The organism is Catenulispora pinisilvae, from assembly GCF_015356865.1.
Lineage (GTDB): Bacteria > Actinomycetota > Actinomycetes > Streptomycetales > Catenulisporaceae > Catenulispora > Catenulispora pinisilvae.
Window position 1 is genome coordinate 70,067 of sequence record NZ_JAAFZA010000005.1, and the last position, 13,908, is coordinate 83,974.

At 70.4% G+C, this 13,908-nt stretch carries 13 protein-coding genes; 4 read left to right on the plus strand and 9 right to left on the minus strand.

The window, feature by feature from the left end; genetic code table 11:
- The first annotated feature begins 48 nt into the window (after positions 1 to 48).
- Positions 49 to 1,398 (plus strand): acyltransferase family protein, encoded by a 1,350-nt coding sequence (locus IZR01_RS02755; RefSeq protein WP_194922774.1) that lies wholly within the window; start codon positions 49 to 51, stop codon positions 1,396 to 1,398.
- On the opposite strand, the gene IZR01_RS02760 is transcribed toward IZR01_RS02755, so the two are convergent.
- From IZR01_RS02760 to IZR01_RS02770, 3 genes are read right to left on the minus strand one after another with little or no spacing between them, the layout of a single operon-like run.
- The gene (locus IZR01_RS02760; protein WP_228554254.1) at positions 1,382 to 1,894 is read right to left on the minus strand and encodes a hypothetical protein; all 513 of its coding nucleotides are present in this window, start codon (positions 1,892 to 1,894) and stop codon (positions 1,382 to 1,384) included. The two genes, IZR01_RS02755 and IZR01_RS02760, sit on opposite strands and share 17 nt — an antisense overlap.
- Entirely contained in the window at positions 1,891 to 3,375 is a 1,485-nt protein-coding gene (locus tag IZR01_RS02765) for an ATP-binding protein (RefSeq protein WP_194922753.1), read from the minus strand. The genes IZR01_RS02760 and IZR01_RS02765 overlap by 4 nt, the downstream gene beginning before the upstream one ends.
- The gene (locus IZR01_RS02770; protein WP_194922775.1) at positions 3,372 to 4,046 is read right to left on the minus strand and encodes a response regulator; all 675 of its coding nucleotides are present in this window, start codon (positions 4,044 to 4,046) and stop codon (positions 3,372 to 3,374) included. The genes IZR01_RS02765 and IZR01_RS02770 overlap by 4 nt, the downstream gene beginning before the upstream one ends.
- A gap of 111 nt (positions 4,047 to 4,157) precedes the next feature.
- Between IZR01_RS02770 and IZR01_RS02775 the strand changes: the two genes are divergently transcribed.
- Positions 4,158 to 4,970, plus strand: a complete 813-nt coding sequence (locus tag IZR01_RS02775; protein WP_228558846.1) for an SGNH/GDSL hydrolase family protein — start codon at positions 4,158 to 4,160, stop codon at positions 4,968 to 4,970.
- 50 nt (positions 4,971 to 5,020) lie between these two features.
- On the opposite strand, the gene ppk2 is transcribed toward IZR01_RS02775, so the two are convergent.
- The gene (gene ppk2, locus IZR01_RS02780; protein WP_194893125.1) at positions 5,021 to 5,938 is read right to left on the minus strand and encodes a polyphosphate kinase 2; all 918 of its coding nucleotides are present in this window, start codon (positions 5,936 to 5,938) and stop codon (positions 5,021 to 5,023) included.
- Between the two features lie 141 nt (positions 5,939 to 6,079).
- The gene (locus IZR01_RS02785) at positions 6,080 to 6,610 is read right to left on the minus strand and encodes a hypothetical protein (RefSeq protein WP_194893117.1); all 531 of its coding nucleotides are present in this window, start codon (positions 6,608 to 6,610) and stop codon (positions 6,080 to 6,082) included.
- Positions 6,611 to 6,717: 107 nt separating this feature from the next.
- Here IZR01_RS02785 and IZR01_RS02790 point away from each other — a divergent pair, with 107 nt between their 5' ends.
- Entirely contained in the window at positions 6,718 to 7,929 is a 1,212-nt protein-coding gene (locus IZR01_RS02790; RefSeq protein ID WP_194922754.1) for a cytochrome P450, read from the plus strand.
- A 520-nt stretch (positions 7,930 to 8,449) separates the two neighbouring features.
- Here IZR01_RS02790 and IZR01_RS02795 read toward each other — a convergent pair.
- Positions 8,450 to 9,646, minus strand: coding sequence for a beta-propeller fold lactonase family protein (locus tag IZR01_RS02795; protein WP_194922755.1), 1,197 nt, complete (start codon positions 9,644 to 9,646; stop codon positions 8,450 to 8,452).
- 52 nt (positions 9,647 to 9,698) lie between these two features.
- Entirely contained in the window at positions 9,699 to 10,478 is a 780-nt protein-coding gene (locus IZR01_RS02800) for a ricin-type beta-trefoil lectin domain protein (protein ID WP_194922756.1), read from the minus strand.
- Between the two features lie 214 nt (positions 10,479 to 10,692).
- Between IZR01_RS02800 and IZR01_RS02805 the strand changes: the two genes are divergently transcribed.
- On the plus strand, positions 10,693 to 11,541 hold the full coding sequence (locus IZR01_RS02805) for an oxygenase MpaB family protein (RefSeq protein ID WP_194922757.1): 849 nt from the start codon (positions 10,693 to 10,695) through the stop codon (positions 11,539 to 11,541).
- 164 nt (positions 11,542 to 11,705) lie between these two features.
- Here IZR01_RS02805 and IZR01_RS02810 read toward each other — a convergent pair whose 3' ends face one another.
- Together IZR01_RS02810 and IZR01_RS02815 are read right to left on the minus strand one after the other, a co-directional pair.
- The gene (locus IZR01_RS02810) at positions 11,706 to 12,278 is read right to left on the minus strand and encodes a TlpA family protein disulfide reductase (RefSeq protein ID WP_194922758.1); all 573 of its coding nucleotides are present in this window, start codon (positions 12,276 to 12,278) and stop codon (positions 11,706 to 11,708) included.
- Between the two features lie 113 nt (positions 12,279 to 12,391).
- Complete coding sequence (locus IZR01_RS02815) at positions 12,392 to 13,624, minus strand: serine hydrolase domain-containing protein (protein WP_194922759.1); 1,233 nt, start codon at positions 13,622 to 13,624, stop codon at positions 12,392 to 12,394.
- Positions 13,625 to 13,908 lie beyond the last annotated feature (284 nt).

Genomic DNA, 13,908 nt, shown 5'->3' on the forward strand with positions numbered 1-13,908 from the left:
ACGACGGGGACCGGGTGCCGACGGGGGCGCTGGACAGTCGGCGGCATGATGACGACAGTCCAGCTGAAGCCTGCCAGTAGAGCGTCCTCGGTGCCGGGGAGACGGCATCTGCCCGCGTTGGACGGGTTGCGGGGGGTGGCGATTCTCGGGGTGCTGCTGTTTCACGCCGGGCATCTCGGCGGGGGTTTTCTGGGGGTGGACCTGTTCTTCGCGCTGTCGGGGTATCTCATCACCGATCTGTTGTTGCGGGAGGTTGGTGACACCGGGTCTGTTTCGCTGGTGGGGTTCTGGGGGCGGCGGGTTCGGCGGTTGGTGCCGGCGCTGGCCGTGATGTTGGTGGTGGTCACGGTGGTGGTCTGGGGGTTCGGGGCCCCGGATCTGGTGCGCTCGACGCTTTCGGACGGGCCTTGGACGCAGGCCGACTTGGTCAACTGGCACCTGCTTGCCGAGTCGGCCAGCTACTGGGATTCCCACGACGCGCCACGGGTTTTCGAGCACTTGTGGAGCATCGCGGTTGAGGAGCAGTTCTACGTGGTGTGGCCGGTGGTCGTGCTGCTGATAGCCGAGTGGGCGCGGCGGACGGGGCGGCGGGCGGAGCAGCGCGACGAGCGGCGAGTGGAACGGCGAGTGGACGGGCAGATCGAGCAACGAGTCCGGCAACCGGACAAGCGGCGGATGGAGCAGAGCGACGGGCTGCCGGCCCAGCAGCGAGTGGAGCGCTGGGTCGCGGCGAGTGCGCTGGTGATCTCGCTTCTGTCACTGGTGCTCATGATCGCCCTCGTCGATCCGAACGACCCGACGCGCGTCTACACCGGTACCGACACGCGCGCCTTCTCCTTGCTGCTGGGCGCGGTCGTGGCGACCCGGCCGGTCCGCGAGGCGCTGGCCCGCGTCGTCGGGCGGCGTGGCGGCGCGGTGGCGGGGGTGCTGGTGGTGGGTATCGCAGTGGCCTGGTACTTCGCCAATGGGACGGGTTCGCACTGGTTGTATGCCGGAGGCTTGTTCGGGCACTCGTTGGCGGCCGCGCTGCTGATCGGGCTGTGTGTGCAGGTGCCGGGGTCGGTGGTCGCCAGGGTCCTGGGCTGGTCGCCGCTGCGTTGGGTCGGGCAGATCTCCTACAGCCTGTACCTGTGGCACTGGCCCGTCTTCGTGTTCCTGTCCCCGCAGCGTCTGCACGTCGCCGGGTGGACGTGGATCGCGGTGGTGTGTGCGGTCAGCGTCGGGTTGGCCGCGGCGTCGAAGTACCTGGTCGAGGACCCGATCCGGTTTCGTGCCGGGTGGGCGCGGGGGCGCGGCGGGCTGGTGGCGTTCGTCGCTCTCATGGTCGGGCTGGCGGTGTTGTGGTGGGCGCTGCCCGCACCGGCGGCGCCCGCGATCGACATCACCCGCCTGGGCTGATCAGCGGACAGGTCCGCAGCGTGTCCGACTCCGGAGTCGGCTGCGTGAAAACGATCTGGACCTTGCTGGACCTCGCCCCGCCGCGTTGCACGTCGACGCCCAGCGCGGTGCACACGATCTGCTCGATACCCAAGGCGGTCACGTCGGTGAAGGCCAGCGGCGCCATGAGCCGGACCACCCCGGGGGCCATGGTCACCGTGACCTGCACGGTTCCCACTCCCCAGATCTCACTGTGCAGATCGGCATCCCCGGGGGAACCGGCGAGCAGCAGCGAAAGCGCCTCGGCGATGGTGCCCAGTTGCTCAGTCGGGCGCAGCTGCGGCTGGAGATGCTCGTGTGAGTCGACGAAGTACAGGGTCGGCCCCGGGGCGACCCCACCCGGGGCCTGGCCTGCGGCGCGCACCCCGGTCGGGGTGACGCCGCAGCCGGCGATCAGCGCGAGGACCGCCGCGAGCGCCGCCGCCATCGCCCACCACGCCCGCCACGCCCGCCTCATGTGTCCTCCCTACCGCGCGGCAAGCGCACCACGAAGCGCGCGCCGCCACTGCTCGCGTTGCCGGCGGTGAGCTCACCGCCGTGCAGAAGCGTGTTCTCCAGCGCGATCGCGAGCCCCAAGCCACTGCCCGGGGCGCGGGTACGCGCTTCGTCCGCCTTGTAGAAGCGGTCGAATACGTGCGGCAACACATGCTCGGGCAGGCCCGGGCCGCTGTCCGTCACCTCGATCCATACCTGCTCAGGCGTGCCCGACACGCTCACCCGCACGGGCGGGGCACCGTGGCGCAGCGCGTTGCCGACCAGGTTGGCGACGATGACGTCCAGCCGGCGCCGGTCACAGCGCGACCAGATCTCCTCCGGCGCCGAAAGCGCCACCCGGTCGGTCCACGCTCGGGTACGCAGGCAGTCGCGCACGGCGCCGCCGATCTCGACGTCCTCCGTCCGCAGTCGGGCGGTCCCGGCGTCGAACCGCGAGACCTCCATGAGGTCCTCCGCGAGCTGTACCAGGCGATGGGTCTCGGCGATCGCCAGTTGCGCCGACTCCCGCGCGTCGCCGTCCATCTCCTCGCTCGCGGCCGCGAGCACCTCCATCACCGCGGTGAGCGTGCTGAGCGGGGTACGCAACTCATGCGAGGCGTCGGCGGCGAACCGCCGCGCGTCGTCCTGCATCCGCCGCATCGCCGCCATCGAGGTCTGCACCGACTCGGCCATCACGTTGAGCGTGACGGTGAGATCGGCCAGCTCGTCCGCGCCCCGCGGCACCGCACGCGCGTCGAGGTCGCCCGCCGACAGGCGGCGTGCGGTATCGCGCAGCCGCCGCACCGGGCGCAGCACGCTGCCGGCCGCCACCAACGCCAGCAGTACCGCCAGGGGGAGCGCCAGCCCGGTGGTGATCGCTTCAGATCTGGTGAGGCTGTCGATCTGCCGCTGGACACCGGTCAGATCCCGCACGGCGTAGACCTGGATGCCGGACGGGGTACGCGCCCCCGTCGTCGAGGTGATCATGACGGGTGTCCCGACGATCAGCCACGGCCGGCCCTGAGCCGCGATCCGCTGCACGAACAGGGAGTCGCCATGCTGTACCGCGGCCCGGACGGCGTCGGTGACCAAGTCGGTGTCGGGGCCGGTCGTGGAGCGCAGGTGCTGGTAGGTCACCGTGGTGTCCGCTCCGACGGCCGAGGCCAGCTGGTCGAGGGTGGACTGGCCCGGCGGGTAGGTGAGCCCGGCGGCGTTCGCGGTGATCTGGTTCGTGACGGTCTCGACGAACTGCTGCTCGGCGCCGGCCGCCAGCGCGGAGCTCGCCGATCGGGCACTGGACCAGGCCACCGCCGCCGCACCGAGGACGGTCACCAGCACGAAGGCGACCAGCAGCCGGGCGCGCAGCCCGCCCGGCCACACGCGCCGTCCTCGCAACTCACGTCGCAGCCCACGCAACCCATGCAGCCCAGGCAACCCACGCGGCCACACCCGCCGGGCGGTCATACCGGTCCGAACCGATAGCCGAACCCCCGCACCGTCTGCACGTACACCGGGTTCGCCGCATCGGCCTCGATCTTCGCGCGAAGCCGCTGCACGCAGTTGTCGACCAGCCGGGAATCCCCGAGGTAGTCGTGCTCCCAGACCTGCTCAAGCAGCTGTTGGCGGCTGAACACGCGTCCGGGTGCCCGCGAGATCGTCAGCAGCAGCCGCATCTCGGTGGGCGTGAGCGGTACCTGCTCGCCGCGCAGCGCCACGGTGAGGCTGGACGTGTCGATGCGCAGCTCGCCGAACTCGCGCACGTCCTCGCCGGCACCGGGCATCCGCCGCAGGACGGCCCGGATGCGCGCGTCGAGCACACTGGGCCGCGCGGGTTTGACCACGTAATCGTCCGCGCCCGCTTCGAGCCCGGCGACGACGTCGAAGTCGTCCCCGCGCGCCGTCAGCATGATCACCGGTGTCGTGCCGGCGGCCCGGATCCGGCGGCACACCTGGAATCCGTCGATGCCCGGCAGGACCACGTCGAGCACGACCAGGTCCGGCTTGGACTCCTGGAGCAGGAGCAGGCCCTCCTCCCCCGTGCCCGCGGCCCGCACGGCGTAACCGAGCCGGCTCAGCGCCAGCTCCAGGCCCCGCCGAAGTCGCGGATCGTCCTCGATGATCAAAATCGCCTCCACCCGTCCAGTATCGGCGACCTGGACTTCCACGCCGGGCTGAGCGGATTCCTACGACACAACCGCGACACGACCGCGCAGGGGCTCGGACACGGCCGGACGAACGTTGCCGCCATGACCAAGACACGAAGCCTCACGCTCGGCCTGGCCGGCGTCGCCCTGCTCGCCGCCGCCTGCTCGGCTCAGTCCGGCACCTCCGGCGCCTCAGGCGGTGCGGCCATGGCGGCTACCGCGAGCGGCGCGAGTGGGCAGAACGGCGCTAACAATGCGAACGGCACCAACGGCGGACTGGCCAAGGTGCTCTTCCTCGGCGACTCCATCGCCGTCCAGGAGGCACTGCCCCTGGCCGCCGCGTTCAAGGCGAGCAACGTCCAGTTCCAGTCGATCGCCGCCGACGGTGGCGGAAACGTGCTCGGCCCGGACAGCGACCACAACTGGCAGGCGCTCCCGGGGCAGATCGCCTCGGCCAAACCGACCGTGCTCGTCTACCAGATAGCCAGCTACGACTGGGGCAGCCAGCAGGACCAACAGGCCGCGTACCAGAAGCTGCTCACCACGGCCACGGCGAACGGCGCCAAGCTGGTCTTCGTCACCATGCCGCCGATCAAGGCCGACGACTTCTACCAGCCGCACCTGGCCGACCTCGCGCACACCAAGGCCGCCGCGCAGGCGGTGGCCGCGAGCTCGCCGAACCAGGCGGCCGTGCTCGACGCCGCCGCCGTGTGGGGCCCGTCGTACCAGCAGGACCGGGACGGCAAGCCCGACCGCAGCGGGGACGGCGTCCACACCTGCCCGCAAAGCGCCGCACGCTTCACCAACTGGCTGCTGGACCAGCTGCACGGACAGTTCGCCGGGTTCCACCCCGCGGCGGCTCAAACCTGGGCCAACGCCGGGTGGTCTGCGAGCCCTGACTTTCACGGCTGCTGATCCGGCGAGACCGGGAGACGGGAGACTGGGAGACGGGAGAACGTCCCGTTTCAGCTGGACAGGCGGGGCAGGACGCGCTGCCGATCGGCCTCGGTGCCGCGCTCTGTGAGGAGCGCGGCCGAGCCGAGGACCTGGGGGTCGGGGGCGCGGGCGATCTCAGGGTCCTTTTCGGCGTACGGGAACAGCGACAGGACGTGCTGCATCGCCGCGAGGCGGGCGCGCTTCTTGTCGTTGCTCTTGATCACGGTCCAGGGCGCGTCGGCGGTATCGGTGTAGAAGAACATCGCCTCCTTCGCGTCCGTGTACTGCTGCCAGCGTTCCAGGGAGGCGAGGTCCATCGGGCTCAGCTTCCACTGGCGGACCGGATCCACCTGCCGGATCAGGAATCTGGTGCGCTGCTCGGCCTGGGAGACGGAGAACCAGAACTTCACCAACGTCATGCCGTCGCGCACCAGCATCCGCTCGAACTCCGGGGCCTGGCGCATGAACTCCAGGTACTCGGCCGGGTCGCAGAAGCCCATGACCCGCTCGACCCCGGCGCGGTTGTACCAGGAGCGGTCGAACATCACGATCTCGCCGGCGGCCGGCAGGTGGGTCACGTAGCGCTGGAAGTACCACTGGGTACGTTCGCGCTCGGTGGGCTTCTCCAGGGCGACGACCCTCGCGCCGCGCGGGTTCAGGTGCTCGATGAAGCGCTTGATGGTGCCGCCCTTGCCGGCCGCGTCCCGCCCCTCGAACAGGATCACCAGCCGGCCGCCGGTCTCCTTGATCCAGTTCTGGAGCTTCAGCAGTTCTATCTGCAACAGCCGCTTGTCGTGCTCATATTGCATGCGATCCAGGCGCTCACGATACGGATAGTCCTGGCGCCAGGTGTCGATCGGCACGCCGTCGGGGCCGATGAGGATCGGATCGTCGTCATCCGCCTGCTCGATGCGCAGGCCGCCGGTGTCGTTCACGTCGGCGAGCAGCCAGGCGCGCTCGCGATCGAGTTCGTCGGAGGTGGGGTTGGTGCTGGCGTCGGCAGCTGTGGACGGCGGGTCAGTCGGTTCTCCACTCACAGCGGCAATATCCCGAACGCATTCACCAGATGATCGACCATACGTGGAACATTACGCCAACTCCCGTGGCGCGACGCCGGTCCGTGATGGCACATCCGGGGCCGGCTGCGCGCAGGCAACGATCAGGAAGACACCCACGGGGATCACCACCACCCCGATCAGAAACGTGACGAAGCCGACAACGCCGGCCACTGTCAGGGCGACCGCGAGCGTCCAAGCCGCCCCGGCGGCCGGTCGTGAGCCGCGTCGGACGGCGTACCACAGCAGCAGTCCCACTCCGAGCACCACCACCAGCGGGATCGCCGCGAGGCCGAGGGCCGCGACGCCGTCGTGCGCCAGCAGCGTGACCCGCGGTTGGGCCCGGAGCACCGGAGCGACCGGCGGTGCCGCCGGAGGCACGTCCCCCGACTGCACCGTCGAGCTCACCGCCGGGGACTGGAGCGTGACCACGGGAACGAGCGCCGCGGCCGCGGGAATGAGAGCGCCCACGACCGTGGCGGAGCCGACGAGCCAGGCGCGGACGTGCGGCTGCGGCCGGGGGCCGGCCACGCCGGGGTAGGAGACGACGTTCGCGGTGTTCATCGGACCTCTCTTGCGTATCACAGCGTTCTGATTACGGTGAGTCCCACGAAGTCTGTGGCCCGGATCCATGGTGCGCGTTGAGACCCCTCATCGGAAAGGTCGCAGACATGACTGACACCGACCGCATACCCGACCTGCCGGCCCTTCCGTTCCCCAGCCACTCGCTCACTCCCCCGGCCGAATACGCCGAGCGGCGGGCGAGGTGCCCCTTCGGGCAAGTGCGGCTGCCGAGCGGCGATCCGGCGATCCTGTTGCTGACCTACCGGGACGTGGCCGCGGCGATGGCCGAGCCGCTGCTGTCCCACGACCTGACCGGGCCCGACGCGCCGCGGATGACCGCCGAGCCGAGCTTTCTTCAGGACCCTGACATCGTGCTCAACAAGGACGGGGCGGACCACCTGCGCCTGCGCCGCATCGTCGCCGCCGCCTTCACGCCGCGCCGGGCCGAACGCTGGAAGCCGGTGATCCGGCAGGTCGCGAGCGAGCTGATCGACGATCTGGAGAAGGCGGGTCCGCCGACCGACCTGGTCGCAGGCTACTGTTTCGCCCTCCCGGTGCGCATCATCTGCCGGCTGCTCGGCGTGCCCGAACACGACGCGCTGCGCTTCCGCCTCTGGTCCAACGCCTTCGCCGCCGGCGCGCGGATGACACCGGAGCAGGTCGGGGCGGAGATCGGCGCGTTCCTGGCCTACATGGCCGAGCTGCTCGCCGCCAAGCGCGCCGAGCCCGGCGAGGATCTGATCGACGACCTGATCGCGGCCCGCGACGGCGCGGACAAGCTGTCCGAGCAGGAGTTGCTAACGCTGGCGACCGGCCTGATCGCGGCCGGCAACGAGACCACCGCGACCGCCCTGAGCCGGGCCCTGGCCGAACTGCTCGACGGCGAGCGCACACTGTGGAAGCAACTGCTCGACCAGCCGAACCTGCTGCCGGCCGCGGTCGAGGAGCTGCTGCGGTTCACCGGCCTGAGTAACAGCACCCTGCTACGCCGGGCGGTCGCAGACGTCGAACTCCCCTCCGGCACGGTCCGGGCCGGGCAGACGATCGCGCTCCCGCACAACGGCGCCCTGCGCGACCCCGAGGCCTACCCGGACCCGGACACCATCCGCTTCGACCGGGACGCGCCCCCGACCCTGATCTTCGGCGGCGGCCCGCACTACTGCCTGGGCGCGCACTTGGCGAAGGCCGAGTTGACCATCGGGCTCGAAATGCTGCTCCAGCGCCTGCCGACGCTGCGGATGGCCGTCGCCCGCGACGAGCTGGAGTTCAGCGGTGGCGAGATCGTCGACTCGATGATCGCGCTCCCGGCGGCCTGGTAGGCGGCGGGCTAAAACGTGCAGGGCCGCCCGGAAGAGCGGCCCCGCACTTCCTGACCCTTCCGATGCCCACCTACGAACGAGTCCCCACTCGTTCTGCATGGACACCGCTCGTGGAGGAGTCAGAAACCGATGACGGCCCAGCCGTTCGTGGCACGAGGCACGAGATGTCCTGCCCATGAGCGCACGCGCTTCCACCGCTCCCCATCGATGTGAAGGAACGAGCAGCGCCCGACGCCGCCCGCTGACGCGACACGAGGGCTCTCATGATCGCGTGGCCGTGATCCTCGCAGGACGGAGAACCCTGTCGCTAGGGCGTTCGAATGTGAGGTGGCTCTCATCAGCGCTACGGGTCAGTACTATTGCTGATAGTAGGTGAATGGCGGCGGGTGACCAGTGGGGAACTACCTGGATCAGCTGGGAATTCGCCCACGCCCCGGCCGTCGGTGAGGGCCGGGGCGTGGGCGATGGGTGTCGGGGCGTGGGCGATGGGTGTCGGGGTTCGCGACTGTCGGCTACCGCATCAGTTCGCTGCTATACCCTCGCCGCCGGCCGCGCCGGCCACGGTGACCGAGCCGATGGCGGTCAGGGCGCCGTCGGGAGCGATCGAGTACTCGTCCACGATGCCGGTGGCGCCGGTCTGGACGTAGAGGTTGTGGCCGGCGGCCGCGGCGTCGACGGTGCCCATGTCCGTCTTGGTGTTGCCCAGGGCGGTCAGGGCGTCGTGCGTGCCGACGCGCAGGCCCGTCTCGGTGGCGCTGCCGGCGTTGGAGGCGAACAGCAGGTCGCCGGAGCGGGCGATCCAGCAGGTGGCGGCCTGGCCGGTGGCGTAGGCCGACTGCTGGGCCAGGGTGCCGTCGGCGCCGACCCGGTAGGTCACGACCGAGTTGGTGCCGGCCTGGACGAGGGCGATCTGGTCGCGTCCGGTGTTCACGAAGGCGAAGGGCACGGTGCCGGGGAAGGAGTTCACGGTCGGCGCCTGCGCCGCGGCGCCGTCGTAGCCGAGGCGGTAGACGAGCACGTCGTTGCTCGCGGCCTTGGTGGTCACCACCAGCTGCCGGCCGTCGCCGGTGAAGCCGACCTGGCCCGGGGTGTGGGTGAACTGCGGCGTGCCGGTCGCGTCGAGACCGAGCGGGCGGTTCCAGTCCGTCCGGAGCTCGAGGCGGCCGTGGGACACGCGGTAGCCCTGGATGCTCGCGCCGTCGGCGGCGTTGAGCACGTAGACGACGTCCCCGTGCACGGCGACGCTGACCGGGAACGTGCCCCCGGAGGAGACGACCTGGTCCAGCGTCAGCGCGGTACCGTGCACGGCGAACACCGAGACCGTGTTGCTGCCCGCGTTCACCGCGTAGAGCAGGTGGTGCGCGGCGTCGTAGGTGAGCGCGCCCTGCGAGGCGGTGTGGTCGACCGCGCTACCGGTGAGCACGCCGCCCAGACCGCCGGTGGCGTAGGTGTGGGCCAGGGTGAGCGTGCCGTCGGCGGCGCGCTGGTAGGAGACCACCTGGTTGCCGGCGGTGTTGTCGGTCTGCACGAAGACGGCGTGGGAGCCGTGGCCGTTGTACGCGGGGGTGGCCGCGTTGGCGGTGGCCGCGTTGGCGGTGGCCGCGTTGGCAGTGGCCGCGGTCGCGGCGTCAGCCGGGGCGGCAGTCACCGCGATGGCCGCACAGCCGAACGCGACGGCGGCTATGGACAGGCTCGTGCGGCGGAAGTTCTTGCTCATGATGAATCGCACTCCTCGTTGATCGTTCATCCAGACGCGTTGTCCGGACGTCTCACAGATGTCGCCAGATCTGCGCGGTGCCGGCATCGCACCGCTGCAGGCGGACTTGCGTTCCCTTGAACTCGTCGTCGACGCACTTGGCGGCGCGGGTGTTGACCAGTTCGCCGTCGCTGAAGACGAACTGCTCCGCGGGGTCGGTCCCGCACCCGGCAAGCTGCACCAAGGCGCCCCCTTGGGTGCCCACCGCGTCCATACACAGGCCGCCGACGCGGATCGTGCCGTCCGAGGCGATGCTCCAGCCCAGGCTCGCCGCGGTGCCGCAAGCGGCTGTGCTCAGCGGCGTGCCCGGGACGTCGGACGTCCGGCCCAGGCACTGGCCGCTGTGCGTGTTCTCGAACGGGGTCGCCGGGCCCATCGACAGCGACGGGGAGGGACGAGGCGGCGGCTTGGCGGTCGAATGAGGGCTCTGACTCGGTGCGGCGCCAGGAGCCGAGCCGGTCGGCTGCCCCGCCCCGACCGAGACGACGGACGTCGGCGACGGCGGCGACGGCGCGGCCGCCGCGCTCGACGACGGGGCACCGGCGGACGAAGCAGGCACCGGCTCGGCGATGGTCGTCGTGCCGGTCACGGTGCCGGTCGTCGTCAACGAAGGCGCGGCCGCCGCACTCGCCCCGGCGTTCCCCGCACCGCTCGAACACGCTGCGACGCCCGCGACGATCACGGCGACCAGCACCGCGCTCGACACCGCCGCACCGCTCCCCCGGCCACGTCGCACCGCACGCGGAACCCGCGCCGGCCACACGCCACCGGTCGTGGTCGAGCCTTCGGACATCGCCCCGCCCCTCCTGCCCCTCCTGGACATCGCTTCGGTCACGCCGCGCCGGGGGGTGCCTCACCCCGGCGCGGCGCTCGACCGACGTTGCCACGGGATGGGGCTGACCGGACCGTTCGAGGGCGGGCCTTTCGCAATCCGTAAGACTTGTCGCGTCGGAAAATAAGGATCCTTACTTAGTGCGGCGGCCACGCGGCCAGTAGAGTCCACAGCCATGCGCAACCGCGATCTGGCCCGCCTCCGGCACCTCCGCACCCTGGATCCGGTCACGGACCACGAGGAGATCTACCGGACGGTCGTGCAGTACGAGTTCGGCTGGGAGACGTTGCTCGGGCTGAATCTGGCGTTCTACCGCACGTTCGGGATCCCGGCCATCGCCGAGTTGCTGTACTCGACCGGGGAGATGACCGAGCGGACGCGCAAGCGCGCGGACGACACCGGGCTGCTGATGTACGAGCTGATCACGCACGGTCTGGAGTCGGAGCGGGGCCGGGTGGGGGTTCGGCGGCTGAGCCAGATCCACCGCCGCTTCGACATCCGCGCCGAGGACTACCGGTACGTGCTGGCCACCTTCGTCGTGGTGCCGACCCGGTGGATCGAGCAGACCGGGTGGCGGCCGATGTGCTGCCACGAGCGCACCGCGACCGTCGAGTTCTACCGGCGGCTGGGCGCGTTGATGCACGTCACCGACATCCCGGCCGACTACGCCGGGTTCGAGCGGCTCCTCGACGCCTACGAGGCCGAGCACTTCGCGCCCACCGCGGCCGCCGAGGCGCTGATGACGGCCACCCGCGGGCTGTTCGCCGGCCGGCTGCCCGACCGGCTCAAGGGGCTGGCCGGGCCGGTCGCCGACACGCTGCTGACACCGGCGCTGCGCAAGGCCGTCGGGGCGCCGGCCCCGGCGCTGCCGGTCCGCATACTTGTCAGTGCTCTGATACGCGTGCGTGCCACGGTTGCGGCGTGGAAGGCGCCGCGGACCGAGCCCTACCTCACGCTCGGCACGGCGCAGAGCTACCCGAACGGCTATCGGATGGAGGAACTGGGGCCGCAGAGCTCTGAGTAGGGCAGCTACTCAGCTCAACTCAGCCCAACTGCTCAGCTCAGCTCCTCAGCCAAACCCAGCCCAACCCAGCTAAGCTCCTCAGCCAAGCTCAGCCAAGCTCAGCCCAGTCAGCTCCCCAGCCCAGCTCGGCTCAGCCCCTCAGCTCAGGACCTGAGCTCAGCCTCTCAGCTCTCTGCGACAACCGGGCCGAGCGCCGCCGACAGCTCGGCGGAGTCGATGCCCCGCAACGCGCGCCACGCCAGGTCGCCGTTCTTGTCGATGATGAGCGTGGACGGCAGCGCGGCCAGCGAGGTGATGCCGACCAGTTTGGCCAGCAGGCTCCCGTCGTCGCCGTCGACCAGGCTCGGGTAGGTGATCTGCTGGTCCTTGACGAACGCCTGGCCCTGGCCGGAGTCGTCGCGGGCGTCGATGCCCACGAACTGCACACCCTTGTCCTTGTAAGCCTCGTAGGTGCTTTCCAGGTACCGGGACTCGGCCTGGCAGGCGTCGCACCACGACGCCCAGAGGTTCATCACGACGACCTTGCCCTTGTACGCGCTCAGGTCGAGCTTGGTGCCGTCAAGGGTGGTGCCGGAAAGCTCCGGGAAAGGCTTGCGGTCTTTTACGGAAATAGTGCTGACCGAGCCAAGATTGTCGGCATTCTTCTTCCCCGACCCGCAAGCAGCCAGGGTGAAGGCCAGGGCGGCAACCGAGGCCACGGCCGTGTACCTGCGGAGGGAGTTCATGCGGCGTGGCATGGGGGAAGTCTCGCATGCGGCGGTCGGACCGTTTCGTCGGGGGCTGGCCCACCCGAGCCGCACACAGCGCACACCGCCGCCCGGCGATGCGGGCGGCGGTCGTGGCTCGCGCCCTACGAAGCCGGGGTCAGAACCGCCGGGGCCAGAACCGCCGCGATCAGCCGGTTCGACAACGGTGTCGGCGCGCCGAAGTCCAGGCTGAGGTTGGACACCGAGTACACGGCCCGGATCGACAGGTCCCGGGTGGCGAACATGCCGTTCGCGTAGCCGTCGTCGTGGCCGGTCTTGCCCCACAGCACCTCGCCGTTCGGGAGCCGGGTGGACATCAGGCCGGCGCCGAAGCAGGCGACCTTCGGGCAGGAGGTGCCGCCGACGAACGGGACCGGCTGGCCCTGACTGTTCAGTGGCAGGGTGAACAGCTCGTTCTGCTGCGCCGGGGGCAGGAGGCGGCCCTGCATCAGTGCACTGATGAAGTGGTCCAGGTCGGCGGGGGTGGAGATCATGTTGGACGGGTCGCCGCCCTGTTCGCTGACGTCCACGGCCGCGCCCTCGTCGTCGGTCATATAGCCGTGCAGGTAGGGCTTGGGCATCACCGGGTCGGCCTCGGGCACGGTGGTCTGGGTCAGGTGCAGCGGCCGCAGGATGCGGTCGGTGACCTCCTGCCGGTAGGAGTGGCCGGTCATCTGCTCGATGAGCGCGCCGCCGATCCGGAAGCCGAGGGAGTTGTACTCCTGCTCGGTGCCGGGGGCGAAGTGCGGGCCGGGCCAGGGGCGGCCGGTGGGGCGCAGGGTCTGCTGGATGATCTGGTCGAAGGTCCGGTAGCCGTAGCGGTCGGCGATGGTCTGGTCGGCGGTGAGAGCCGGGGCGCCTTCGTCCACGTCCGGCAGGCCGCTGGTGAAGGTGATCAGGTTGCGGACGGTGATCGGGGCGAAGGTGTCCGGCAGCAGGCCCGGCAGGTAGTGCTGGACGCTCTGGTCCAGGTCGATCCGGCCCTCGGCGGCCAGTTGCAGGATGACGACGGTCTCGAAGGTCTTGGAGATGCTGCCGATGTGGAAGTGCGCGTTCGGCGGGATCGGCCGGCCGGTCTCGCCGTCGGTGGTGGCGCCCTGCCAGAGCTGGCCCGGCTCGGCGACCCGGACGATCGCGCCGGCGGCGCCGTCGGTGGGCCGGGTCTGGATGGCGGCCTGGAGCGCGGCGCGGTTCAGCGGCGGGAACGCGGTCGTGGTGCTGGAGGCCGGGGCGCTCGCGGCGAAAGCCTGGCCGCCGCCGACGACGCCGATGGTCGAAGCGGCGAGGGCGGAGCAGGTGAGGGCGAGGGTTGCGGCACGTCGGGCCGTGGGCTTCATGTGATCGATTCTGCTGAGCGGCCGCGGCACCTGGAATGGGGCCAGCCCCACTCGCGGCGCGGGCCGTCCCCCCGATCGGTCCCGGCCGCGACCGCCGGCGATCCGTTGGACGGAAAAACATTCGGACTCCGAAACTAATTGCTTCAGAAATGCTTGCCCGCCAACGCTTTTCAGTGTCCGTATATTGGACGGGAAATAGACGCGAATTCGAAATCCGTGCCACTCTCTAGCCATGTCCCGCGATGGAATAGCCCTAGTCAGTCGGCGGTACGTCGACTTCGGAC